Here is a 25099-nt window from a genome sequence, read left to right on the forward strand (position 1 = left end):
CCGATGCCTCACGCATCGGGCCCGCCCTTCGGGTTCTCGGCCGGCGGGCCGACCCGGCCGGTGCCGGTTCAGCCCGCCGGCTCAGTTGTTCTCGCCGTCCTTATCGGAGCCATCGGCCTGATCGGCGTTGTTGGCCTGGTCGTTGCCGTCCTGGCCCGCCTGCTTGTCCGCATCCTTGGCGGCCTGTGCGTTCTTCGCGTCCTTGGAGACCTTGACGCTCGAGGTCTGGGCGGTGATCGTGTTGCCGCTGGGATCGGAGACCACGAGGCGGTAGGTGTGCTCGCCGGCCGGGCAGCCGGTGTCCTCCAGGCTGTGGGACCCCAGCGCCCAGCGGGTGTCGCCGATCTTCTCCGTGGCCACCGGCGTGGTCTCATCGTCCCGGTAGAGGCTGTAGGTCAGGGTGGGGTCGTCACGGTCCCAGGTGGCGGTGAAGGAGACCTTGACCGAGCCCGACGTCGTCACCTCGGCCTTGGCGGCCAGGGTATCGGCGTTGCCCTCGGGCGGCTGCGTGCGCTGGTTCTCCCGCCGCGGGTAGCGCACGATCCCCTGCTGGACCTTGCCATCGGCCTCGATGAACTCGCCGACCATGAGGACGTACTTGTCAGTGACGTCCACCTTGTAGGCGGCCTGGGACATACCGGTGACCTTGCCCGCCTCCAGGTCCGGGTACCAGCCGACGATCGTGGGGCTCTTGTAGCCCGACGTCGACCAGTCCTGGTAGCCGTCGACCACTCCCTGGGAGCGGATGGTGATGTCGGGGCTGTTGGTGAAGGCCATGGCCCGCACGTACAGGGGGTGGGAGCCATCCTTGCGCACCTCGGGCATGTTGGGGAAGCCGTAGATGGTCTCGCAGGAGTGGGCGTGACCGACCGTGTAGACCATCTCCTTGGTGGGAGCGATCCCGTAGGTGTCGCCGTGGCAGGGCTCGAGCCAGACGAGGTTGCCGTTCCAGTCGGCCTTGAAGCTCCCCTCGAGATTGGCCTCGTCCAGACGCCCGACGGAGGAGTAGGCGGTGCCGTAGAAGCCGTCGTCGTCCACCGCGATGTCGAAGATGGCGGCGTGCTCCCCGGCCGTGCGCACGGTGTCGTTGACGGGCATGGGAAGCAGCTCACCGCCCGAGGCGCTCAGGAGAGCCATCCCGTAACCCGGCTGGTTCGAGCCGTTGACCGAGGAGAAGGACCCGCCGATGACCACCTTGGAGCGGTCCGGGGAGACCTCGATCGCGTAGACCTGGGCGTTGGGGCCCTCCACCGAGGGCGCCCAGTCCGTGAGCTCCCCGGTGGATGCCTTGAGCGCGGCCACTCGGCCCCGCTGCTGGCCGTTCACCGTGGTGAAGTAGCCCCCGGCGTAGAGGGTGTCTCCGGCCACCGCGATGTCCTTGACGGTTGTGCTGAACACGGGGCTGAAGGAGGAGATGAGGGTCCCGTGGCCCTGGGAGATGTCGAAGGCGGCCATGCGGCTGTGCCACTCGTCGTCGACCTTGTCGAACTCTCCGGCGACGTAGAGGGTCTTGCCGTCCTGGGACACCGCCAGGCTTCGTCCCGCACCGTTGAGGGTGGGGGCGAAGTCCTCGATGAGCTCTCCGGTGTTGAGGTCGTAGGCCAGGATGTTGGAGCGCGGGACCTCCTGCTGCCCCTTGGGCGCCCCGGCCGGCCGGGCGTTCTGGAAGCTGCCGACGACGTAGACCACGTCACCGACGACGAGCTGGCCCCAGGCGACGCCGTCGATCTGGGCCGTGGGCAGGGGCGCGGCCGTGTACGGGGGCTCCTGGGGCGACTGGCCGGTGGGGTCGGAGGCCTGATCGCCGGCGGCGCCCCCGTTGTTCCCGGCGTCCTCCGAGCCGTCGGCCTTGTCGTTCCCGTCGGCGTCCGCCTCGGAGTTGGCCTCTGTGTTGGCCTCCGCCTCCTCCGTTGCCGACGCCACCGGGGCGGCGGGGGTGAGAACGACCATGGAGGCGAGCAGGAGCGGGAGGAGGGACAGAATGATGAGGGAACGGGCGGTGGTGGAACGGCGGCGCATGGGAACCTCCGGGAGATATGGCTGTGAACGAGCACGCGGGGCGATGACGTATCGGCGACTTCAACGGGGATGCACGCAACACACCGCCATTGGAATGCCTGTGACGACATTTAATTTAACCGGTAGAGCGCGTTACCTCAGGGAACACGCCCCGCACCGGCAGGACACGAATTGATGACGGTGTCACGCTACGCAACCGAGAGGTCGATTTGCAATGAAACCGTTATCCAGTTGGTCAAATCACTGTACCGCGGGGAACCTGCCCGCCGTCATGGGCAGCCCTGCCCACGGCGAGGCATCCGCGCGTTCGTAGGGTAGGTCGCGCGGTCGTACCCTTTACCCCTCGAACGCGCGACCTACCCTACGACCGCGACGAGGCGCGTGCTTTGCTGCGGCTCTGAGAGATCCCCACGGGCCTAGTTTCGCAACACGACCTAGCCGTGACTGCCCGCGCAAAAGCCCTCGCCGGGCCCGAGGACGGGGCCCGGCGAGGGCGGAGGCACAGCAGTGCGCAGTGGGACAAGCGCCGGCGAGCGCAGGACAGGTGCCGGTCCGATGGCGGTCCGGTGCCGGTCCGACGCCGACCTGAGGCCGGCAGGGCGCGCCGGTCTCAGGCTCCGGAGACGCCGACGGTGTCGAAGAGCGAGGCGACCGAGCCGTCGTCGAAGACGGCCTTGATGGCCCGGGCCAGCAGCGGCGCGATCGGCAGGACCGTCAGCTGCTCGAAGCGCTTGCCTGCGGGGATCGGCAGGGTGTCGGTGACGATGACCTCACGCGCGCCGCAGGTGGACAGCCGGTCCACGGCCGGGCCGGAGAGCACCCCGTGGGTGGCGGCGACGATGACGTCCTTGGCGCCGGAGTCCAGGAGCACCTGGACGGCCTTGGCGATCGTGCCGCCGGTGTCGATCATGTCGTCGACCAGGACGCAGGTGCGCCCCTCGACGTCGCCGACGACGCGGTTGGCCACGGACTCGTTGGGGCGGGTGACGTCACGGGTCTTGTGGACGAAGGCCAGCGGCGTGCCGCCGAGCTGGTTGGCCCAGCGCTCGGCGACGCGGATGCGGCCGGCGTCGGGCGAGACCACCGCGGCGTTGGCGGGGTCGATGCGGGTGCGCACGTAGTCGACGAGCACCGGCTGGGCCCACAGGTGGTCCCAGGGGCCGTCGAAGAAGCCCTGCTCCTGGGAGGTGTGCAGGTCCACGCTCATGAGACGGTCCGCACCGGCGGTCTTGTAGAGGTCCGCCACGAGGCGGGCGCTGATCGGCTCGCGCCCCAGGTGCTTCTTGTCCTGGCGGGCGTAGGGGAAGAAGGGGGCCACCACGGTGATGCGCTTGGCGGAGGCGCGCTTGAGGGCGTCGACCATGATGAGCTGCTCCATGAGCCAGTCGTTGACACGGTCCCCGTGGGACTGGACGACGAACACGTCGCAGCCGCGCACCGACTCGTTGAAGCGGACGTAGGTCTCCCCGTTGGCGAAGTCGTAGGCCGTGGAGGACAGCACCTCGGTGCCGAGCTCGCTGGCCACGTCCTCGGCGAGCTCGGGGTGAGCGCGCCCGGAGACGACGACCAACCGCTTCTCGCCCTTGGTGATGATGCCCGTCATAACGTGGTTCCCTTCTCACGGCCGGTGCGGCCCTCGGTGTGACTGATGGAGGAGGAGTTGGAGGCAGGTGGCTGACCCAGCCGACCCAGTCGACCCAGCCGACCCGATCGGCCGGGTCGCCCCAGTCGGCTCAGCCGGGGCCGACGGTCAGGCGCGCTCATGCGTCAGGCCTGGGCGCCGTCGGCGTCGAGCTGGCTGAAGGGGGCGACGACGCAGCCGGCCGGGATGACGGCGTCGGTGAGGATGGCGTAGGCGCCCACGCGGGCCCCCTGACCGATCCGCGTGGTTCCGCGCACGAGGACGCCCTGCTCAAGGGTGACGTCCTGGGCGAGCTCGGCGGTGACGTCCACCCAGGTGGAGGACGGGTCGACGACGCCGACGCCCTGGGCCATCCAGTCGCGCAGGACGCGGCGGTTGAGCTCGGCGCCGAGCTCGGCGAGCTGGGCGCGGTCGTTGCAGCCCTCGACGAGCCAGTGGTCGGTAACCACGAGGGCGCTGGTGGACAGGCCCGAGCGGTGGGCGTGGGCGACGACGTCGGTGAGGTAGACCTCGCCCTGGTCGTTGTCCGTGCCCAGGGTCGCCAGGGCGGTGCGCAGGTGGGCGGCGTCGAAGACGTAGACGCCGGCGTTGATCTCCCGGATGGCGCGCTGGGCCTCGGTGGCGTCGCGCTGCTCGACGATGGCCGAGACGGTGCCGTCGGCCTCGCGCACGATGCGCCCGTAGCCGCTGGGGTCGTCGAGCTCGGTGGTCAGCAGGGTGACGGCGTCGCCGCGTTCGGTGTGCTGGGCCAGGAGGGCCTGGAGGGTGGCGGTGTCCAGGAGGGGGACGTCCCCGCTGGTGACGACGACGGGCCCGGTCAGGTCCTCGGGCAGGGAGGCCAGCCCGCAGGCCACGGCCCGCCCGGTGCCGGGGACCTCGTCCTGGTCGGCCGGGACGGCGTCGGGGGCGACCTCGGCGAGGTGGGCGACGACGGCGTCGCGCTCATGGCGCACGACGACGACGAGGTGGTGGGGCTCGAGCCCCCTGGCGGCGGTGACGGCGTGGTCCACAAGGCTGCGACCGCCGATCCGGTGCAGGACCTTGGGGGTGACCGATCGCATACGGGTTCCCTTGCCTGCGGCCATGACGATGACGGCGGCGGGTGCGGTGGGGGTCACGTGTCCTCTTCTCACAGGTTCGTGCCCGGGCTCCCGACGGATCCGGCCGGCGACCGGACGGAGACGGGGACGGACTCCAACGGTTTCTGATCAGGTACGGATGGACGGACGGGCTGGCGCGCATCCCGCAGGCGGCCGGCGGGCCACCGATGGGCGCGAGAGCGAGGGAACCCCAACGCCGTAAATACTACGGAATAGTACGCCGCTCCGCCCCCAGGATTCGAACCCGGGCCTCAAGGCTCCAAAGGCCTGCGTGCTGCCGCTACACCAGGGCGGAAAGGTGCATCCCGGCCCCGGCCGGGCGGCCAGGGGCGTGACGCCGGGACAGTCTCTCACGTCCTGGCGGCCCTCGGCACCTTCGACGCCGCCCGGCTCAGCCGGCCTCAGTTCAAGCCGGCTCCCGCATCGGCGGGCGGGCGGACCGATGCCACACTCGCAGGACTTCGCGGTCGGCCGGGCCGACAGGGCAGGATGGGCCCATGTCCAGTTCCCCCGCCTCTCCCCCTCCCTCCTCACCGTCCTCTCGCAGGCCGGCGGTGCGGCTCGTCGAGCTCGACGGGCTGCGCGGGCTGGCCGCCGTCGTCGTGCTCATCCACCACGTCCTGGAGACCGTGCCGGCCCTGGCGGAGGTCGGTGCCCGCCCCGGCGTCGTGCCCGCCGGGACCTTCAACCGGATCCTGACCCAGAGCCCGCTCCACCTGCTGTGGGCCGGTCACGAGGCCGTCCTCATCTTCTTCGTCCTGTCCGGCGTGGCCCTGACCTACCCGGTGGCCCGCCGCCACGCCCAGGGACGGCGCTTTGACTGGGTCGACTACGCCCCCCGGCGCTTCGTGCGCCTGTGGCTGCCGGCGGCGGCCTCCACCACCTTCGCGGTCATCGCGATGCTGCTCATCCCGCGCTCGACCAATCCGGTGCTGGGGCACTGGATGACCGTCACCCACCCCACGGGACTGGGCGCGCGGCAGATGCTCATGGAGTACCTGCTCATCCCCAAGCACGCCTACCGCAACACGGTCCTGTGGTCGCTGCACGCCGAGGCGATCTTCTCCTTCGTGCTGCCCCTGATGATCCTCGGGGTGGCCCTGTGCGCCCGGTGGCGTATCTCCTGGCTGCCGGTGGCGGCCGCCCTGGCCGTCCCGGTCATCACCGCCAGTCCCGGCTCGGGCAGCTACCTGCCGGTGTTCACCGTCGGCGCGGTCATGGGCTGGGCCTGGGGCCATGACCCCGCCCCCGTCCCGGAGCGCCCCCGCCCCTGGGCGACGGCGCAGGCCCTGGTCTGCCTGGTGCTCATCACCCTGGCCTGGTGGCCGGGGATGGAGAGCCACACGGCCCAACGCGTCGCCAACGCGGTCACCCTGGCGGCGGCCGCCTACCTGGTCCACCTCGTGGTGCGCGCCGGGGCGCTGCGCGGCCTGCTGCGCTCGCGCACGGTGCAGTACCTGGGGCTCATGTCCTTCTCCCTCTACCTGGTGCACGAGCCGGTCGTGGTCTCCCTGCGGCTGCTGACGCAGTCGATCTCACCGTGGTGGCTGCTCATTCTGGCCCCGCTGGTCTCGGCGCCACTGACCTGGCTCTTCCAGCGCTACATCGAGGCTCCCAGCCACCGGCTGGCGCGTCGGACCGGCGCCCTGGCCTCGGCGCGCTTCACGCAGTGGTCCGAGCGTCGTCGGGCCGGCCGCCGGGTCAGCCGAGCCGGTGGGGTGTGACGCCGTGCCCCCCAAGCGCACCCGTATGAGCGCCAGTGAGCGGCGCGAGCAGCTCATCGCGGTGGCCCGCGGGCTGTTCGCCGAGCGCGGCTTCGACGCCACCAGTGTTGAGGAGGTGGCCGCCCGGGCCCAGGTCTCCAAGCCGGTGGTCTACGAGCACTTCGGCGGCAAGGAGGGCCTGTACGCCGTCGTCGTCGACCGGGAGATCACCACGATCTCGGCCGCGATCTCCTCGGCGATCACCGACCCGGCCGCAGGTCCCGCAGCGAGCCCGGACGCCGCCGGCGGTACGGGCGTACCGGATGCCTCCGGCTCGGCCTCCCGGATCGCCGAGCGGGCGGCGCTGGCCCTGTTGACCTACATCGAGGACTCCCCTGATGGGTTCCGCATCCTCTCGTCGGGCTCGGACCGCGCCGCCGGCACCTACTCCACGCTGCTGGCCGACGTCGCCATCGAGGTCTCCGGGATTCTCGCCTCGCAGTTCGCGGCCCACGACCTCGACCCGCGCACGGCGCCGCTGTACGCCCAGATGCTCGTGGGGATCGTGGCCATGCCGGCCCAGTGGTGGCTGGAGAACCGCGCGATGAGCAAGGAGGAGGTGGCCGCCCACATGGTCAACCTCGCCTGGAACGGTCTGCGCGGCATGAGGGCCAGGCCCACGCTGCACTCCGACCCCGCGGACGCCTCGGACACCTCAGGGTCCTCGGCCGCCTCGACCCCGGTGGTCTCGCCCCGGGGAGCCGGCGCCCGCACCGACGGCACCGGCGGCTCCACGAGTGCGTCCGACCAGGTCTGACGAGAAGCGCCCAGAGCCTCCCAGAGGCTTTCAGGGCCTCTCGGTACTGACCGCCGCCGGCCGCCGCCGTCACGCCGAGCATCCGAGCCGAACGATCCGCCGTCAGGTTCATCACTCCCCGGCCGGTCGGCCGATCCGCAAGCGCGGGCAATCCGCTCGCATCGAGCCCTAGCGGGTGCTGAGAAGTGCCCGGGAACGGGGTGATTCACTTCTCGCGCCCGGTTCACGTCCTGGTGGGCGCGCTATTCTGTTGCTCCCGCAATCACCGAAACGGAACCCATGGACCCGGAAACCCTCATCATCGCGCTGCGCAAGAACGCAGTCCTTGTGGTCATGCACGTTGTGCTGGGCACCATCATCGGCCTTGTCTTCGGCCTGCTGACGCCCGCGCAGTACACCTCCACTGCCAACGCGAACCTGGGGGTGGAGAACAGTGAGTCCAACCCCACCAACACCTTCAACTACCTGACCTCCATCATGCCGACGCTGGTGGAGATCGGGACCTCGGAGAGCACCTTCGCGGAGGTCTCCAGGACCACGGGGATCAGTCAGCAGGAGCTGCGCAAGTCCGTTTCGGTGACGAGCAAGACCGGCACGACGCTGGTCGAGATCCGGGCCACCAGCACCGACCCCGAGCGCGCTCACAGGATCGCCGAGGCCGAGCTGACCGCGCTGGACAAAGTGGCCCGTGACCTGTCCAACTCCGGGCAGCCGGGGAACACGACCGCCACTCTCAAGGCGGTCGACTCCCCCACGACTCCCACCTCGCCCTCGAGCCTGTCGGCCGTCTCCACCGCGCTCATCGGAGCCGCCATCGGCCTGGCCGCCGGCGCCGTCATGGCCATCCTGCTGTACTTCCTGAGCCAGAAGAATCCCCAGGACAAGGTCGAGGACCCGCTGCTCATCATCGGGCGCCGTCGTTCCCGGGAAGACTCCTGACCGGCCGTGGCCCAGTCCTGGTCGCCGGCCGCATCTCCAGACGGCTCGCAGACGCCGTCCGAGGCCGGTCTCGAGCCCAGTGTCCGGCGACGGCGGCTGGAGACGGCGATCGCCGTCGTCCTCCTCGTCTGCGTGGGGGTGCGCCGCGAGCTGGCCGCCGCACTGAGCGTCGGCGACTGCGTCGCCCTGGTCTCGATCCCCATCACCTGGACGGCCGTGCGCAACGCGCGCCGGTTCTCCCTGCTGCTCGTGCTGTCCATCCTGGCGGCGGGCACGGCCTACATCATGTCCCTGCTGGCCGAGAGCAGCTTCGTCGTGGAGGCCTGGGCCCGCCGCGCCACCACTCTGAGCCTGCTGGCGGTGCCGTGCGCGGTGGCCGTCTTCGTGTGGGGGGCGCGCCGACTGGGAACGAGGCGTGCGGCCCTGGCGGTCGGCTTCGGCATGTTCCTGGACTCGCTGCCGCTGATTCAGACCAACCCCAACCCGTGGAAGTTCGGGATCGGTGCGGCGGTGTCGATCATGGTCCTCAGTCTCGTGGCCAACCGACGTCGACTGCTGCAGATCATCGCCCTGCTGGGGCTCAGCGGCGCCTTCCTCGTCTCCGACTCCCGCTCCACCCTGGCCTTCCTGGCCATCATCCTGGGCACGGTCATCTGGCAGGCCCTGGCGTCCTGGGCGCGGTGGCACGTGCCCACCCCGAGGCGTCTGGCCGTCTCGCAGATCATCGTGCTGGCGGTCGTGGGGGTGACGGCGATGGCCGGGGTCGTCGCGGCCTCGGAGTCCGGGACCCTGGGCGAGGACGCCCAGAACCGGACCATCGCCCAGTCGTCGAGCTCCTCGGGCCTGCTGCTGTCCGCCCGCCCCGAGCTGGGCGCCTCCTGGGCCCTGTTCCGCAACCGCCCCTGGGGGTACGGCGCCGGCGTCAAGCCCCGCTTCGAGGACCTGTGGGTGGCCAAGCGAGGCATGGCGGCCCTGGGCTACGACCCGGAGAACGGCTACGTCGAGAACTTCATGTTCGGCGGCCGCATCGAGCTGCACTCGGGGGTCATGGACATGTGGGCGGCCGCGTCGATCCCGGGGGCGCTCCTGCTGCTGCTCATCGCCGGGATGGCGCTGGCGGCGATGATGCGCGACCTGGGCAGGCTCAGGGCCACGCCCTGGCTGTTCTTCGCGGCGCTGACCGTGGTGCAGAACGTGTTCGTCGGGCCGTGGACGGTGCTGCCCGCCTACCTGCCGATCGTGCTGGGAGCCGCCGTGCTGCAACCGGCCCTGCGCGACGCCGTCCAGCTGGGCGCCGACGACGAACCGGCTGAACTCGGCCGGGGACATTCTGCGCGTACGGGGACAGAATTTCTGTCCCCGTAGGCGTCGATGGCACCCGCCCGCGAGTAGGCCTCAGTGATCGTACTCGCGGTGGACGCCGCCGCCGGTGCTGGCGGCCAGGATGCCGCGGCCACGGGCCAGCAGCCGTGCGCCCTTGGCGGCGTGCCGCGGACTGCCGATCAGCGTGCCGCCGGCCGTCCGCAGGCCGCCCACGACGATCCGCACCAAACCACCCGCCGCGGCCCGGGCCCGAATGGCCGGCTGAGCGCCGCCGCCGGCCAGGGCCAGCTCGACGCGCACCGAGGTGGCGGCATGGGAACGCTGGCGGCGCAGGATCCAGGGGTGGGTGAGCCGCGACGCCGGGACGTGGTCGCGCACGCGCGCCTCGTCGCACCAGCGAATGACGCCCCCGGCCGCGGTCAGCCGGCGGGTGAAGAGCGTGTCCTCTCCCCCGGTGGCGCCGAAGGCCTCGTCGAAGCGCAGCCCCGCCTCTCGCACGAAGCCCAGGTCCAGCAGCAGGCAGTTGGACGCGGCCACCGGGCGGACCGTCCCGGTGGGCCAGGTCCTGCGCACGAAGAACTCCCCCTGTCGCACCCACTGATCCGGCTCGACCTCGTAGACCGGGATGACGGGGCCGGCCACCGCCTGGCAGCCGGTCGAGGCCCACAGCCCCACGAGGGCGGCGAGCCAGCCGGGCTCCGGGTCCTCGTCGTCGTCGATGAAGACGAGCAGGTCGCGCTCGGCGGTCTCATCGAGCGCGCGGTTGCGCACGGCCGCCACCCCGGGCCTCTCCTCGACGACGTAGCGCACGCTCACCGCCCCGGGCTCCACCGGCTCGTCCGGCGAGCTGCGCACCGGCACCCCGGCATCGGCGGCCGCCGCGAGGGCCGCCTCGCGCCCGGATCCCTGCGCGTCATTGTCGATGACGAGGACCTCGACGTCGGAGACGATCCCGCCTCCGTTCTCCTGGCCGGCCTGCTCAGTGGCCTGCTCAGTGGCTTGCGTCAGGACCCCGCCGACGGCCCGCGCGAGGTCCTCGGGGCGCCGGAAGGTGGGGATGGCGATCGTCAGCCGGCTCATGCGTTCTTCCTTCCAGTGCGTCCCCGGCCCCGCCGGCTGCGGGGGCGGCCGTACTCGCGCACGTGACCGCCCAGCGCGCCTACGACCATGCCCAGGCCCCCGCGCGAGGAGACCTCGTAGCGGGCCTGGGCGGGCACGTCACCGCGAGCGCGGGCCACGCCGCCACGTACCCCGTCGACGCCGGCCTTGGCCAGCCCCTTGGCGCCGTAGCCCAGGCGCAGCCTCAGACGCGCAGGTGTCCCGGACACGCCGCCTCCGGCGGGCCCGGCCGTATCGATGCGCACCCGGGCCCAGGACGAGCCCGAGCGCAGCGAGCGCTCCAGCACCCAGGCGCGGGTGGCACGGGCCGCGGGCACGCGCTTGGTGACAACAGCCCCGGCCGCGAAGCGGATGACACCGCCGGCCCGGGTGAGCTGGCGGGTGAAGAGGGAGTCCTCCCCGCCGGTGAGTCCGTAGCGCGGATCGAAGCGCAGCCCCAGGCGCTCGACGACGCCCAGGTCCAGGAGCAGGTTGCCGGTGTCGGCGCTGCGCACCTGGGCGCCGTCGGCGGCGTCCCAGGAGTCGAAGGCGCCCGAGGCCGTCACCCATGCGGAGGGGTCCGTCTCGAAGGTCGGTGGGGTGGGGCCGGTGACTGCGGCGCATCCTTGGGCGCGCCAGGTGCCCACCAGGGCGGAGAGCCAGCCCGGTGAGGGGATCTCGTCGTCGTCGATGAAGACGAGGGCGTCGGAGCCGTGGGCCTCGCTCAGGGCGCGGTTGCGTCCGGCCACGATGCCCGGCTCCGGCTCGTGGACGTAGACCAGCCCCGACGTCGCAGCCGAGCCGGCTGAGCCGGCCGAGCCGGCCGAATCAGCCCGGTCGGCCGCCCCCGGCTCGCCGGAGAGCTCCGGTGCCTCGCTCTCCAGGCCCGCCCGGGCGGCCTCGACGACGGCTCGTGCGCCGGCCCGCGGGTCGTTGTCCACGATGAGGACGCCCACCGTCGTCCCCGGCTTGGAGACGTCGTCGGCCTGGGCCAGCAGCTCGGGGATGACCTGCGCCAGGTACTCGTTGCGCCGGTAGGTGAGCATCGCGATGGTCAGGTGCACGTCCAGCCCCGTCCTTCCTCCCGCCTGCCGGCGGCTCTCGGCGTGATATCAAGGTCTAACGGTACTATCACGAACCGGGCGCGCCCCGCGGTCCGGCCCCCGCCCGACGACGTCGCCTCGCCGGCCCCGTCGGAGGTTCCACGCCCACCGCACGCACCCGCACACACCTCACCAACAGCTCACCGACACCCCTCAGACACCCTGCGCCCCCCTGCGACCACCCTGCGACCACTGCACTGAAGACCTCGGGAGTCGTTGCTTCGGCTCTCGACCCGCCCAGAACCCGGAAGGCCCCTGCTCCATGACCGCCACCACCGATCCCGCCCAGCGCGCCGACGCCGCCGAAACCGCAGAGGCGGCCGCGTCCGAGACCGCGGGCGGACTGTCCGGCCGCGCGCTGCTGTCCCGCACGGCGGTGGTGGTCGTCAGCTACGACTCGGCGGCGCTGCTGGAGCGCACGCTGGCGCGCGTGGCCGAGGACTCCCCCGAGGCGCGCATCGTCGTCGTCGACAACTACTCCACGCCCGCCGCCCGCGCCGAGCTGGTGGAGCTGGCCTCCGCGCGCGGCTGGGAGGCGGTGCTGCCGGAGACGAACACGGGCTTCGGCGGCGGCATGAACCTGGGAGCGGCCCGGGCCCGCGAGCTCGGCGCCGAGCTGCTCGTCCTGCTCAACCCCGACGCCGTCATCGCCCGCGCCGACCTCATCCGCCTGGCGGCCCGGGCGCACGCGGACCGGCTCGCCCTGGTGGCGCCGGTGCTCAAGGACTCCAGCGGTCGCATCGTCTCCGACGGGGTCGTCGTGTGCCTGGCCGACGGCTCGATGCGCTCGCGCCGCTCACCACGGCCGATCCCCCCGGGCGGCACCCAGCCGTGGCTCTCGGGGGCCTGCCTGGCCCTGTCGACGGATCTCTTCGAGGCCGCGGGCGGCTTCGACGCCCGCTACTTCCTGTACTGGGAGGATGTGGACTTCTCGGCCCGGGTACTGGCGGCCGGCGGCAGCCTGGACCTGGCGCGCGGCGCCGTCGCCGTCCACGATGAGGGCGGTACTCACTCCGAGTCGCAAGGACCCGACAGCGCTCCGGGCTCCGGGCAGGAGGACCGCGCCAAGTCGGACGTCTACTACTACTACAACGTGCGTAACCGGCTGCTGTACGCCGGCCTGCACCTGGACCGGTCCGTGCAGCGCCGGTGGGTGGCCACGGCCGGCCGGGCGGCCCGCGAGATCGTCCTGCGCGGCGGCAGGCGCCAGTTCCTGCGTACCCGGCGCCCACTCGTCACGGCCGCGCAGGCCACCCGCGACGGCCTGAGGCTCCTGCGGGCCGCCCGTCGCGGTGAGCTGCCCGACGTCGACGAGCCCATCCTGCGCAGCTGATCCTGCCGGCGCGCCCTGTCGTCCCGCCGCGCGCCGGCGGCGGGACGCCCTGAGCGTCAGCGCCTCACAGGTAGTGGGCGCGCAGGTCCTCGGGGGTCTTGGCGGACAGGTCGGCGAGCGTCACGTCGAAGACGGTGCGCGCGCCGGACTCACCGCGAGCGGCCAGCCGCGTCACCGCGCGCCCCATGGCGGCCACGACCGAGCCGGTGAACTCCGGGTTGGAGCCGAGCTGCAGCTCGAAGCTCACGGTCTCGGCCACGCCGTCGGAGGTGTGCCCGCGGCGGATGACGGAGCCGCCGTGCGGGATACCGGCGTGCTCGGCGGCCAGCTCCTCGGCGGTGATGAAGGTGACGGTCGTGTCGTAGTCGGCGAAGTAGTTGGGCATCTCCTTGATCTCCCGCTCGATGCGGGCCAGGTCGGCGCCATCCTCGGCCACCACGTAGCAGTCGCGCGTGTGCATGGAGCGGGTGGTCAGCTCGACGTCGTCGCCGGCCTTGACCGCGGCAACAGTCGCCTCCACCGGGCGGGTGTACTGCTTGGCGTCCACGACGCCGTCGATGCGACGCAGGGCGTCGGAGTGCCCCTGGGAGACGCCGGGCCCCCAGAACGTGGTGGTGGCGCCGTCGGGCAGAACGGTCTCACCCAGGACCCGCAGCATGGAGAACAGGCCCGGGTCCCAGCCGGTGGAGATGAGGGCGATGTGCCCCGAGGCCTTGGCGGCGGCGTCGACGGCGGCGAAGTGCTCGGGGATCCGGGCGTGGGTGTCGAAGGAGTCGACCGTGTTGAACAGGGCCGCGACGGCCGGGGTCTGCTCGACCAGGTCGGTGGCGGAGCCTCCGCAGTTCAGGCAGACGTCGACCTTGTCGGCCCAGGCGGGCATGTCGTCCACGTGGGCGACGGGGGCTCCCTGCGTGGTGACCGAGGCCGGGTCGCGCCGGGTGAAGACGACGACGAGCTCCATGTCCTCGTTCTTGGTGATGGCCTGCTCGGCGCCGCGGCCGAGGTTGCCGTATCCGTTGATCGCTACTCTGATCATGGTCCCTCCTGGTTGTGGTCTTGCTACAGGGCGATCCTAGGGACGGGGCGTGTTGCCGCCGTGTGACGTACCGAGGAGTGGCGGGGTGTCGCGGGATGCGACCGAGTCCCGAGCGGCAACACGCAGGTGCCCGGCCGGCTCCGGGCGTTGGCGGACGGGACGGGCGCGGCCCGCACCACAACGGGCCGGGCCGAGAAGAAGCAGGTTCTTCTCGGCCCGGCCTGTTGCTGGCACCTGTCAGTGCTGCTTGATGGTGACCTTGTCGACCGACAGGGTGACGGTCTCGGGGCCGGCCGATCCGGACATGTAGGTGGTCAGGCCCACGGTGCCGGCCTCGTTGAGGGTCTTGTCATTGTCGACGACCTCGATGCCCCACTCGGCGGGCTCGGTGTCACCGGCCCAGAACTTGGCCTGGATGTTGGTCGACTCCGCACCGTCGACCACCATGCGCAGGTGGAGCGGCTGGCCGGCCGTGTAGGCCTGCGGCAGCACGTAGGTGCCCAGGGCGGTCTCCCGGCCCTGGACCACCCGCGAGACCGTGACGACCGGGTTACCGGCACTGCCGATGCGGACCGTGGCCTGGTACTGACCGGCCTTGGTCGTACGAGCGGCGTAGGAGATGAAGGCGCCGTTCCCCGAGGGCACGGAGTCCAGGGAGAAGTCCACGACGGCGTCGGTGGAGGTCGACTTGATCTCCTCGGAGATGATCGACGCCGAGGAGCGCGGACCGGCCATGGCGATCCGGCCGCTGGTGCCGTCGACGGAGAAGGCCGCGGCGTTCCAGGTGGTCTTCCATGCACCGCCGGTGTTGGCCTTGCCCCAGCCGCCGTTCACGCTGCGCTCGAAGGAGTCGTCCAGCAGGGCCTTGCCCTCCTCCGGCTTGTCCTTGCCGGCATCACCCTTACCGTTGTTGTCGCCCTTGTCGTCGGGCTGGACCTCCTTGCCGGTGGCGGCGGTGTAGTGCTCGGCGATCTGGCGGGCGGACAGCGGCGTGCTGTAGACGGCGGCCTCGTCGATGTCGGCCTGGATGTTGGTGTTGGTGGGCTGACCGTTGACACCGCCGAGGGCGTCTCCACCGATGCGCCAGTACCCGGAGTAGTCCTGCCCCGCGGTCATGGTTCCGTCGAAGGCGGCGAGGTTGCCGTCCACGTAGAGCATCGCGCCGGCGGTCGGACTCATGGACGCCACGATGTGGTGCCACTGGCCGTCGTTGTAGCTCTTGGGCGTGGTGATGGTGGTCAGCTTGCCCGGGTAGAGCATGAAGCTGAGCGTGCCGTCATTACGCATGTACACCAAGCGATCCCGACTCCCCGACTGCCTGGCCGCGGAGGAGCCGTAGCCCATGATCTCCCCGCCCGAGGTCGAGGTGGTGCGAACCCATGCCTCCATGGAGAAGGCGGTCGGCGCCTGGGAGGCGACTCGCGTCGCGGCGTGAGACTTGTTCGTACCGTCCGAGGTCAGGGCCAGTGAGGCTCCGGAGCCCAGGACGGACTCGCCGCCGCGCTTGTAGGCGTCGCCGCGGATCGTCATGTTGCGCTGGGCCACGAAGTCCTCGGCCTTGTCGCCGTCGGTCTCATCGAAGGACCAGTAGTGGGCGGCGCTGTCGGCCAGGACCCGGGCTCCGTACTTGCTCAGCCCCTGGCCCTCAGCGGCCGTGACGGTCACCCAGTCCGAGACCGTGGAGGCGCCCCACTGGTCAGTCACCTGGACCCGGTAGCGGTGAGTGCTTCCGGGGTCGACGACGTCGGTGGCGCTGATGTCGGAGCGCTCCCAGAAGCCGGCGGTCACCGACTGGCTGGAGACCGGCTGGCCGTTCATGGAGTCGCGGTAGACGTTGTAGGTCAGGGTCTTGTCATCACGGTCCCAGTTGGACTTGAAGGACAGGGAGACGACGCCGGCGCGCGGCGAGGAGCCGGAGACCTTGAAGGCGCCGCCCTTATCCATGGGCCCCTGCTTGTTGGGGGCGATGTCGCGGCGGGCGAAGCGCACCAGGCCCTGCTGGGCGGTGCCGTTGACGGCCAGGAACTCGCCGCCGTAGACGACGTACTTGTCATTGCCCTCAACGGTCCAGGTGGCCTGGGTGGCGCCGGAGATCTTGCCCGGCGTGAAGTCGGGGTAGAAGTTGAGGTTGGTGGGGGCGTTCTGCCCCTCGTAGTTGCGGTAGCTCTCGTTGTGAGTGCGCTGAACCGTCCCGGTGGGGGCGTTCGTGTAGGCGACCGCGTTGTGGTAGTGGTTGGTGACGTCGGGGAAGCCACCGATGTTGGCGCAGTCGTGGGAGTGGCTGGCGGCGTAGACGACGTCGCCCGCGGGCAGCACGTCGTAGGAGTCGCCGTGGCAGTCGGCCATGTAGTCGATGTCCCCGGTGGTCCAGTTCAGACGCATGACGCCCTCGAAGGAGCCGGTCTGGGAGTAGCTCGCGGTGTACAGGCCCTGCTCATCGGCCTTGACGCTCATGACCGAGGCCCAGGCACCGGCCCCGCGCACCACGCTGGAGGCGTTGTTGTGGCGCAGGCTGCCGTCGTTCTCGAGGATGGCGAGGCCGTAGCCGGGCTTGTCGCTGCCCTCGACCGACTCGAAGGCACCGCCGATGGCGACGGCCGAGCCGTCGGAGGCCCCGACGATGCTGCGCACGTAGTAGTTGTCGACCTTCGGCGCGAAGCCCGTCAGCTGCTGGGTGCTCAGGTTGATCGCGGCGGCGCGCTGGCGGGCCGAGGAGTTGATCTGGGTGAAGGCACCGCCGATGTAGAGCGTCTGGCCGTCGGCGGAGACGCTGAGGGCCTTGACGCTGCCGTTGGCGGCGGCGCCCAGAGGCGCCCGCTGACCGTCGGCTGCCCGGACCGCGCCGACGCGCCACGCCGTCTGGTCGTTCAGCGTCGTGAACTCACCGCCCAGGTAGAGGGTCTGGCCGTCGGCGGAGGCGGCGATCGCGTTGATGGTGCCGTTGGTGGTGGGCGCCCAGTCGAGGATCTCACCGGTGTTGATGTTGTAGGCCATCGCGTTGCCGCGCGGCGACTCGTTCTGGCCGGCCGGCGAGCCCGCCGGCCTGACCGAGGAGAACCTGCCGACGGCGTAGACGATGTCTCCCACGACGACCTGGTCCCAGACGATTCCATTGATCTGGGCGGTGGGGAGAGCATCGGCGGAGACGGTACTGGGAGTGCCGGCGGCACCGGCGGGGGCCGGGTCCGCGGCGGCGGGGGCCGCCGGGGCGAGGGTGACGGCACCGAGGGGAACAAGAGCCGCAGCCAGGAGGCCGCTCAGGAGTCGGCGGGGGAGATTCACAGGTATTCCATTCAGAACATACGCAGATCACGGACACGCAACCTTACGGATGGCTGGTATTCCGCGCCCGTCCAGGGTCGACGGGCTGGCTTATCGTACACCCACGACAACTCCCTTGCCGAGCACTTGGCGCAAACCACAGCCCGGACTACCCCTGCGCAATGCCGACCTTTCGTTCAGATAGCAACGATTTCGCAGTGTTTCAGTGTTTTCACCGCCTCCATAGGCCTCAACGATCAGAACCACTCATCCATATAGACGTTACTCAGGTCGACCACAGAGGGGATGCAGACGACGTCACGGTATGACAACGGACACGACCTCCCGCCGCAGTCGGCCGGCCCGAACCGCCCCGCTGCCAACACACACCGAGGCGCCGCCCGCACTCGCTTCAACGAGCAACGGACGGCGCCTCGGTATGGAGAACTGCTGGGTGACGCGACCCGGGTGGTCCCGGGTCAGCCGGCCGCCCCTCGGAAGGTGGCAGCACCATGGCCCGCTCCCAGATCGACGACGACCTTGACGCTCCCGCGCCCCTCGGCCGGAATGACGAAGGCGCGATTGATGGTCACCGTCTGACCGGCAGCGAGTGTGGCGGGCGCCGCATCCGAGGCCGAGATGACCTCACTGGCGGGTGTGCCGCCGCCCTCGCCGTAGTTGACGGTCGTGGACAGCACGCTGGCCAGTGCAAGGTCCTGGCCGGAGTTGTTCGTTACCGTCACCGGCACCAGGACGCCGGCCCCTCCCACCTCGCCGGGGCCGCTGGCGAAGTCCTGAGCCTGCATCTGACCCAGGGAGATGACCACGTCTCCGTCGATGCGGACGGACTTGTCCAAAGGCACCTCGGGGTACTCGTCCTTCGACAGGTCACCGTTCTCGACGGCATTGGGGTCGATCGAGGAGGCGTCCGGGGTGGCGACGTCGTCCGACGGCGAAGGGGGAGCCTCCGTGGGCTGCGCGGTCTGGACCGTGGGGGTGGCGGCCGACGACGCGGCAGGAGCGGAGGCCGAGCCGCTGGCAGACACGGACGGGGCGGAGGAGCTGGCGGCACTGTTGGACTTTCCGCCCCCGCAGGCGGCCAGTCCCAGCCCCAGCACCAGCACGGCGGGCAGGATCAGCATTCGAGTTCGAGACACGTGCCGAAGCGTACGACCTTCACCGCACCGAACAGGGCCCCCGGCGGCCACTGAGTTCGGGAGCACACTGCCACCGACCATAGAACCGGATGACTCAGCGGGTAATCCGCGACGGTCTGCGGACCCGACGGACCTCATGGTCACCACCACCACCAACCGCCGCCCTGGTTGTTGTTCCCGTCCTGGTCGTCCCAGCCGTCCTGGTTGTCCCAGTCGTTCCGGTTATCCCAGTCGTTCCGGTCCTTCTTCTTGTTCTTCTTGTCCTTCTTCTTGTCGCCGTTGTTGTCGTTCTTGTCGCCGTCGCCGTTGTTGTCGCCGTTGTTGTTGTCCCCCTGGGCATTGGGGTTGCCCCCACTCATGGAGAAGCGGACGAGCCCCTGCTGGGAGGCGCCGTTGACGGCCACGAACTCGCCGCCGTAGACGAGGTACTGGCTGTTGCCCTCAACGGTCCACACGGACTGGCTCAGACCGGTGTAGCTGCCGTTCTCGAAACCGGGCAGGAAGCCGTTGTACTGGGTGGGCGCGGGCTGGCCCGAGTAGTCGCTGTAGCCCCAGGCCGTGTTGGAGCCCACGGTCCCGGTGGCCGTACTGGAGAAGCCGACGGCGTGGTGGTAGACGCCCTCGTTCGATCGGTCGGCGAAGCCTCCGATATTGCTGCAGTCGTGCGTGTGACTGGCGATGTAGACGACGTCGTTGGTGGGCAGCACGTCATAGGTGTCGCCGTGGCAGTCCGCCATGAGGCTGATGTTCCCGGTGGACCAGTCAGCCCGGAACATCCCCTCGAAGGTTCCCTCCTGGGAGTAGCCGGTGCCGTAAAGCCCTCTGGAGTCCGACTTCAGACTCATGATCCCGGAGTTCTTCCCCGCGTTGTGGATGACGCTGGCGATATTGGTTTGCCGCAGCGACCCGTCCTTCTCCAGGATGGCGACGCCGTAGCCGTCGGAGGATCCCCCCACCGAGGTGAAGGAGCCACCGATCGCCACCGCCGAGCCGTCAGCCGCCACCGTGATGGAGCGCACCATGGAGTCGTCGACCGAGGGGTTGAAGCTGTTCACCGTCTGAGCCTTGAGATCCACTGCCCCTGCTCGCTGACGCGACGAGGAGTTGATCTGAGTGAAGGAGCCGGACATGTAGAGGGTGGAGCCATCGGGCGAGAGCTCCAGGTCCATCACGGTGCCGTTGGCCGAGGCGGCCAGCGGCTTGCGCTGGCCGGCAGCGTCCACCGCGGCGACCCGGTAGACCGTCTCATCGTTGACGGAGGTGAAGTTTCCACCGAGGTAGATGGTGGAGCCGTCGGCCGAGGCCTCGACCGCACTGATCTTGCCGTTGACCTTCGGCGCCCAGTCCAGGAGCGCACCCGTGGTGATATCGAAGGCCATGGCGTTGTACCGGGGGGACTCATTCTCACCGGCGGCGGAGCCGGCCGGGCGAGCGTTCTTGAACTCGCCGACGACGTAGACCGTGTTACCCACGACCGCCTGATCCCAGACGACGCCGTCGATCTGAGCGGTGGGCAGGGCCTGCGGGGAGGCGAGACTCACCTGCCCCGGAGCAGCAGCGGCCGGTGGCGTGGCAGCGGGGGCGATGAGCGCACCGAGAGCAAGGGGGAGGGCGGTGAGAACCGCCCCCACGCTGGAGACAGCACGGAAAGGATGCACGAGTGCTCCGTTCTTAAGACGTGAGGGAACCTGGGTAAGTGGCGCGCTATGACGGGGCAGCCTCGCCACAGGTCCGACTGGCGGGCGGCGAGACCGGCGCCAGCCACGAGGCTATTACAGAGGTAACGCTTTGATAACGGTTCTGGGAGAGATTGTTCCGACTCTCGTTGTGCAATCAATCACTAACCGTACAAGGATGCGCCCGCTGGCCACTTTTCTCACAGATAGACTCTCATTAACCAACGCCGTCTTCCACACCTGATTCTTGGGTTGAATGTCCAGCCCTCACTCAGGTGGAGTGGACCACTCGCCCCGGAGTCCATTCGGCCACGCCCCCTACGGCCTCAGTTGAGCTCCGCCCCGGGCCCGCAGAGCTCCTGCGCCTGAGATATTCGAGGGGACGCAGGCGTTCCGCGCGTGCCGGTCCGCCCCCTCCTCTAGACTCCTGACCGGGTGTGCCGGTGGTACCGGGCGCAGGCGGCGAGACCCGCTCGCCGGGTGCCGGCACGAGCTCGTGGCTGAGAGCCCCGATCCCTCGCGCCATCTGCCCGCTGCCCTCCTCGGTGACTCTCCACCGGGCCAGCACCGCCCTTGGCGGCCGTGTCCGGCCGGGACCACCGGTTCCCATCCCTGATCGGCTCCGCCGCCCTTCGAAAGGACTCCGTTGACTGCAGTGAACCCGGACAGGCTCCGCATCGCCATGATCGGGACGCGAGGCGTCCCCGCCAGGTACGGAGGTTTCGAGACCGCCATCGAGGAGGTGGGCCGGCGCCTGGCCGGTCGCGGTCACCAGGTCCTCGTCTACTGCCGCAACCCCGATCCGAGCACCCCGCTTCCCAGCACCTACCTGGGGATGCGGCTGGTCGAGCTGCCCTCGGTGAAGAACCGGAGCCTGGAGACCCTGTCGCACACGGCCCTGTCAGTGGTCCATCTCCTGCGCCGCACCCACCCGGATGCCGCCTTCGTCTTCAACGCCGCCAACTCCCCCTTCCTGCCCGCGCTGCGCGCCGCCCGCGTCCCGGTGGCCACCCACGTCGACGGCCTGGAGTGGCGCCGCGGCAAGTGGGGCCCCACCGGCAAGCGCTACTACCGCGCGGCCGAGGCCCTGGCCGTGCGCTACTCCGACGCCCTCATCGCCGACGCCCAGGGCATCGCCGACTACTACACGGACGAGTTCAATGCCCCCACCGACCTCATCGCCTACGGGGCGCCCCGCATCACGGCCGACACCTCGCGCCTGTCCGAGCTGAGCCTGGCACCCAAGGGCTTCCACCTGGTCGTGGCCCGCTTCGAGGTGGAGAACCACGTCGACGTCATCGTCGAGGGCTACGTGCGCTCCGGTGCCGCGCTGCCGCTGGTCGTCGTCGGCTCGGCCCCCTACGCCGACGAGTACACCGCCCGCATCGAGTCCCTGGCCGATGGTCGGGTCCGGCTGCTCGGCGGCCTGTGGGACCAGGAGCTGCTCGACGCCCTCTACGCCGGCGCCCTGGTCTACTACCACGGCCACTCCGTGGGCGGCACCAATCCCTCCCTCCTGCGTGCCATCGGCGCGGGGGCCGCGGTGGACGCCTTCGACGTCTCCTTCAACCGTGAGGTCCTGGGCCAGGCCGGCCGCTACTGGACCTCGTCCGACGACGTGGCCGCCCTGGTCACCTCCGCCGAGTCCGACGTCGAGGCCCAGGCCGCGCGCGGCGAGGAGTCCCGCCGGCGGGCCGCCCTCTACGACTGGGACGAGGTGGCCTCCGGCTACGAGGCCCTGGCCCGACGCCTGGCGCTCGAGGGACCCACGCCTCACCGCCCCTCCGGGCGCCGCACGGGGAAGGTGAGCCTGTGAGCCGGGGCGAGGCGGGCGGCGCCCGCATCCTCGTGGCCCATCCCTCCCCCGACCTCTACGGCTCGGACTGGCAGCTGGTCGAGACCATCCACGGACTCATCGAGGCCGGCCACGAGGTCCTCGTGGCCCTGCCCCTGGACGGTCCTCTGGTGGAGGTGCTTCGCGACGCCGGCGCGCGCGTGGCCGTCATGCCCTTCACGGTTCTGCGCAAGGCGCTGCTGAGCCCCCGGGGCCTGGCCCGGCTGTCCGCCCAGGCGGCTCCGGAGATCGCGCGCCTGCGTGCGGTCATCCGCGCCAGCCGGGCCGAGGCGGTCCTCACCAACACGGTGACGATCCCGTGGTGGCCGGTGGCCGCGAGCGCGGCGGACATCCCCGTGCTGGCGCACGTCCATGAGGCCGAGGACACCCAGCGCCGGATCATCCGGGCCGGGCTCAACGCCCCGCTGCTGGCGGCCTCCCGGATCGTGGCGAACTCCGGGGCCGCCCGGGACGCGCTCCTGGACGTCCAGCCGCGTCTGGCCTCGCGCACGGAGGTTGTCCACAACGGGGTCGCCGGTCCAGACCAGCCCCCGGAGCCTGTGCGCCGGCGTCGGCCGGGTGACTCGTTCCGGATCGCGATGGTGGGGCGACTGTCCCCGCGCAAGGGCGTGGACGTGGCGCTGGACGCCGTCGGACTTCTGCGCCGCTCGGGGGTGGACGCCTCCCTGAGCGTGTGCGGGTCGGTCTTCCCCGGCTACGAGTGGTACGAGGAGGAGCTGCGCGAGCGCGCCGCCGCGCCGGACCTGGACGGGCACGTCGAGCTGCTGGGCTACGTGCGCCCCACCTGGCCGGTGCTGGAGACCGCTGACGCCGTCGTCGTGCCCTCGCGGGCCGAGCCCTTCGGCAACACTGCGGTCGAGGCGATGCACGCGGCCCGGCCGCTCGTGGCCTCCCGGGTCCAGGGTCTGGCCGAGGTCGTCACCGACGCGGTCACCGGGCTGCTCGTGCCCGCCGACGACGCCGCGGCCCTGGCCGAGGCGCTGGGCGCCCTGGAGGCGGACCCGGAGCTGGCGGCCCGGCTGGCCGGGCAGGGCGAGCGCGAGGCGGCCGAGCGGTTCTCCGTGGCCGGATACCGCGCCACCATGGCCCGGATCGTCGGCGAGCTCCTCGAGCGCTGAGGCCTCTGCCCCCATCGAGCCGGGCATTTTTCGCCTAGCCCTACCGTTTTTCGGTAGTACTACGCGAAAAATGCCCGGGTCGGCGGGGTATCAGCGCTGGGCGGGGCGCAGGGGATCCTCGGCCAGCCCCAGGGAGAGGCTGACGTCGCCCTCCAGGGGCTGGTCGGGCCTCTCGAAGGGGACGACGCCGTCGCACAGGAAGACGGCCATCTCCACGAAGCTGGAGTAGGAGGCCCCGATGAGGTGCTGGGAGCTGGCCAGCAGGTAGAGGTCGACCAGTCCCGCGCGCACGCCGGCGGTGGTGTTGTAGCCGCCCTTGTCGGTCAGGAAGACGCAGCCGTCGAACTCACCGGCCAGCCGCTCCTGAGCCTCGGGGGTGTCGCAGGACAGGAAGAAGGGGACGTCGGGGTGGTCGGCGCGGATCTGGCGCATCCGGTTCGCGAACCACTCCACCGGGGAGGACTCGATGGTCTTGGCGTGGGAGACCGCGTGGGTGCGCACCTGGATGCCGACGTAGGGGCGCCCGCGCAGGTGGGTGTCGTAGATGGAGCGGACCTCATCGGCGATCTCGTCGACCGGGGTGAGCTCGCGCAGCAGCTCGGTCCAGGGGCGCGGGCCGGTGCCCGCGGCCCCCTCCTCGGCCCCCTCCTCCCAGGCCGGGTCCTCCCAGGTGATGGGCAGACCGTGGGAGTGGATCTGCCACAGGTGGGTGCGTCTCAGCTCGGGCGTGACCCGAACCCCCTTGGGCCGGCGATAGCGGGCCAGGGGAAGGAGCGCTCGGGAGGTCAGACGTGATACCGAGGTGCCTGCCCGGAAGTGCCAGAGCTCATCCATCCGGGGGCCGAAGTACTCGTCGGTGCTCCACACGTAGTAGAGGTCGCGATCCTCAACCCGGGCGAGCTCCTGGGCGGACAGCAGCGCACGCACGCGGTTACCCAGTCCGTCCTTGCGTCCTGTATGGACCAGTAGCGCCTTGCGACCGGTAAGCAGAGCCATGGGATTCCTTAAGAGAAGTGTGCGGAAGAGGTTAGGTTGACTGAAACATCGGCGGCCCAACGGCGCAGGAACGGCGACGCGGGTCCTGCGGCCTCGCCGGGGGACTACTGGGCGTCGCGCCGCAGGTCGCGGTACCACTTGGGCAGGGCCAGGGCCACGTAGCCCGCGTAGCCCAGCAGCATGACGCCGTAGATCCACAGGAAGACCGTGGGGGCGAAGCGGGTCATGAGCACGAAGCACATGAGCCCGTAGTCCGTGGGGGCTGATAGGACCGACTTGATGACGCCCGGACGCTCCTCGTCCTTGGCCAGGGGCGTCCCACCGTGATAACGCAGCTGATAGGTCAGGATGTAACTGAAGAAGTGGATATTCTGAACCGCTCCGAAAGCGAGCGGAATAAGCAGAGCCGAAGGCGGCAGATCCGTAAACCGGAACAGGGAGACGGCAATGGCCCCATGAATTGTGGAGAGCTTAATAACGTCGGCGACATGGTCGAGCCATTCACCGGCTTTTGACCCGCCGTTTCGCAGTCTCGCCAGCTGCCCGTCCGCGGCGTCAAGGGCATAACCGAACATGAGCAGCAGGGCAGTGGACACGGTGGAGACGACTGTAGGACGCCACAGGGCGATGAGAGCGATGCCGCTGTAGGTGCACAGCGCCGAGAGCACCGTCACCTGATCCGGGGTCGCGCCGAGCCGGTGGGCGATGGCGGCCAGGACCCGACCCGCGGGACGGTTGATGATGCGGGAGTAGAGGGGGGCGCCGGCCTTGGACTTCTGGGCCCGGGACAGCGCCCTGATGTTCTCGGCGATGGTGGGGGAACCGGCAGGGGAGCTCATGAGGCATCTCCTTGGACGAGGCCCGCGGAATCGGGCCGGGATGGCGGACGATGAGGAACAGTGAGGAGGCGAGTCAGGCAGTGA

At 70.4% G+C, this 25099-nt stretch carries 18 protein-coding genes and 1 tRNA gene; 7 read left to right on the plus strand and 12 right to left on the minus strand.

Features of this window, described 5'->3' with window-relative positions:
• Positions 1–81: 81 nt before the first annotated feature.
• The 4 genes from HCR68_RS05410 to HCR68_RS05425 all read right to left on the minus strand — a co-directional run bounded on the left by HCR68_RS05410 (position 82) and on the right by HCR68_RS05425 (position 5056).
• Positions 82–2019, minus strand: coding sequence for a hypothetical protein (locus HCR68_RS05410; RefSeq protein WP_167147228.1), 1938 nt, complete (start codon positions 2017–2019; stop codon positions 82–84).
• 610 nt (positions 2020–2629) lie between these two features.
• Positions 2630–3622, minus strand: coding sequence for a ribose-phosphate diphosphokinase (locus HCR68_RS05415; RefSeq protein ID WP_126414999.1), 993 nt, complete (start codon positions 3620–3622; stop codon positions 2630–2632).
• 164 nt (positions 3623–3786) lie between these two features.
• Complete coding sequence (locus tag HCR68_RS05420; RefSeq protein WP_167147231.1) at positions 3787–4779, minus strand: NTP transferase domain-containing protein; 993 nt, start codon at positions 4777–4779, stop codon at positions 3787–3789.
• A gap of 205 nt (positions 4780–4984) precedes the next feature.
• Positions 4985–5056 (minus strand) — tRNA-Gln (locus HCR68_RS05425).
• Between the two features lie 202 nt (positions 5057–5258).
• Between HCR68_RS05425 and HCR68_RS05430 the strand changes: the two genes are divergently transcribed.
• From HCR68_RS05430 to HCR68_RS05445, 4 genes are all read left to right on the plus strand, one after another.
• Complete coding sequence (locus tag HCR68_RS05430; RefSeq protein ID WP_167147234.1) at positions 5259–6485, plus strand: acyltransferase; 1227 nt, start codon at positions 5259–5261, stop codon at positions 6483–6485.
• Positions 6486–6489: 4 nt separating this feature from the next.
• Positions 6490–7281: a TetR/AcrR family transcriptional regulator gene (locus tag HCR68_RS05435; protein WP_167147237.1), complete on the plus strand. Its 792-nt coding sequence runs from the start codon at positions 6490–6492 to the stop codon at positions 7279–7281.
• Positions 7282–7560: 279 nt separating this feature from the next.
• Complete coding sequence (locus tag HCR68_RS05440; RefSeq protein WP_167147240.1) at positions 7561–8220, plus strand: chain-length determining protein; 660 nt, start codon at positions 7561–7563, stop codon at positions 8218–8220.
• A 6-nt stretch (positions 8221–8226) separates the two neighbouring features.
• Positions 8227–9585, plus strand: a complete 1359-nt coding sequence (locus HCR68_RS05445) for a hypothetical protein (RefSeq protein WP_167147243.1) — start codon at positions 8227–8229, stop codon at positions 9583–9585.
• Between the two features lie 30 nt (positions 9586–9615).
• Here HCR68_RS05445 and HCR68_RS05450 read toward each other — a convergent pair whose 3' ends face one another.
• Complete coding sequence (locus tag HCR68_RS05450) at positions 9616–10623, minus strand: glycosyltransferase (RefSeq protein ID WP_167147246.1); 1008 nt, start codon at positions 10621–10623, stop codon at positions 9616–9618.
• Positions 10620–11705 carry a glycosyltransferase gene (locus HCR68_RS05455; protein WP_243858950.1) on the minus strand — a complete coding sequence of 362 codons (1086 nt, stop codon included), beginning with the start codon at positions 11703–11705 and terminating at the stop codon, positions 10620–10622. The genes HCR68_RS05450 and HCR68_RS05455 overlap by 4 nt, the downstream gene beginning before the upstream one ends.
• Positions 11706–12006: 301 nt before the next feature.
• Here HCR68_RS05455 and HCR68_RS05460 point away from each other — a divergent pair, with 301 nt between their 5' ends.
• The gene (locus tag HCR68_RS05460) at positions 12007–13077 is read left to right on the plus strand and encodes a glycosyltransferase family 2 protein (RefSeq protein ID WP_167147249.1); all 1071 of its coding nucleotides are present in this window, start codon (positions 12007–12009) and stop codon (positions 13075–13077) included.
• 64 nt (positions 13078–13141) lie between these two features.
• Here HCR68_RS05460 and HCR68_RS05465 read toward each other — a convergent pair whose 3' ends face one another.
• From HCR68_RS05465 to HCR68_RS05480, 4 genes are all read right to left on the minus strand, one after another.
• On the minus strand, positions 13142–14113 hold the full coding sequence (locus HCR68_RS05465) for a diaminopimelate dehydrogenase (protein ID WP_167147252.1): 972 nt from the start codon (positions 14111–14113) through the stop codon (positions 13142–13144).
• A 237-nt stretch (positions 14114–14350) separates the two neighbouring features.
• Positions 14351–17395 carry a LamG domain-containing protein gene (locus HCR68_RS05470; protein ID WP_167147255.1) on the minus strand — a complete coding sequence of 1015 codons (3045 nt, stop codon included), beginning with the start codon at positions 17393–17395 and terminating at the stop codon, positions 14351–14353.
• Positions 17396–17853: 458 nt separating this feature from the next.
• Complete coding sequence (locus HCR68_RS05475; RefSeq protein ID WP_243858951.1) at positions 17854–18531, minus strand: hypothetical protein; 678 nt, start codon at positions 18529–18531, stop codon at positions 17854–17856.
• 140 nt (positions 18532–18671) lie between these two features.
• Entirely contained in the window at positions 18672–20189 is a 1518-nt protein-coding gene (locus HCR68_RS05480; protein WP_167147258.1) for a hypothetical protein, read from the minus strand.
• 700 nt (positions 20190–20889) lie between these two features.
• Between HCR68_RS05480 and HCR68_RS05485 the strand changes: the two genes are divergently transcribed.
• Positions 20890–22023 (plus strand): DUF1972 domain-containing protein, encoded by a 1134-nt coding sequence (locus tag HCR68_RS05485; RefSeq protein WP_167147347.1) that lies wholly within the window; start codon positions 20890–20892, stop codon positions 22021–22023.
• Complete coding sequence (locus HCR68_RS05490; protein ID WP_167147261.1) at positions 22020–23180, plus strand: glycosyltransferase family 4 protein; 1161 nt, start codon at positions 22020–22022, stop codon at positions 23178–23180. Before HCR68_RS05485 ends, HCR68_RS05490 begins: the two co-directional genes overlap by 4 nt.
• Positions 23181–23270: 90 nt before the next feature.
• Here the strand turns inward: HCR68_RS05490 and HCR68_RS05495 are convergent, their stop codons facing one another.
• Together HCR68_RS05495 and HCR68_RS05500 are read right to left on the minus strand one after the other, a co-directional pair.
• Complete coding sequence (locus HCR68_RS05495) at positions 23271–24176, minus strand: hypothetical protein (protein ID WP_167147264.1); 906 nt, start codon at positions 24174–24176, stop codon at positions 23271–23273.
• Positions 24177–24280: 104 nt separating this feature from the next.
• Complete coding sequence (locus tag HCR68_RS05500) at positions 24281–25015, minus strand: CDP-alcohol phosphatidyltransferase family protein (protein ID WP_167147266.1); 735 nt, start codon at positions 25013–25015, stop codon at positions 24281–24283.
• Positions 25016–25099 lie beyond the last annotated feature (84 nt).

It is taken from the genome of Actinomyces sp. ZJ308 (genome assembly GCF_011752065.1).
GTDB lineage: Bacteria > Actinomycetota > Actinomycetes > Actinomycetales > Actinomycetaceae > Actinomyces.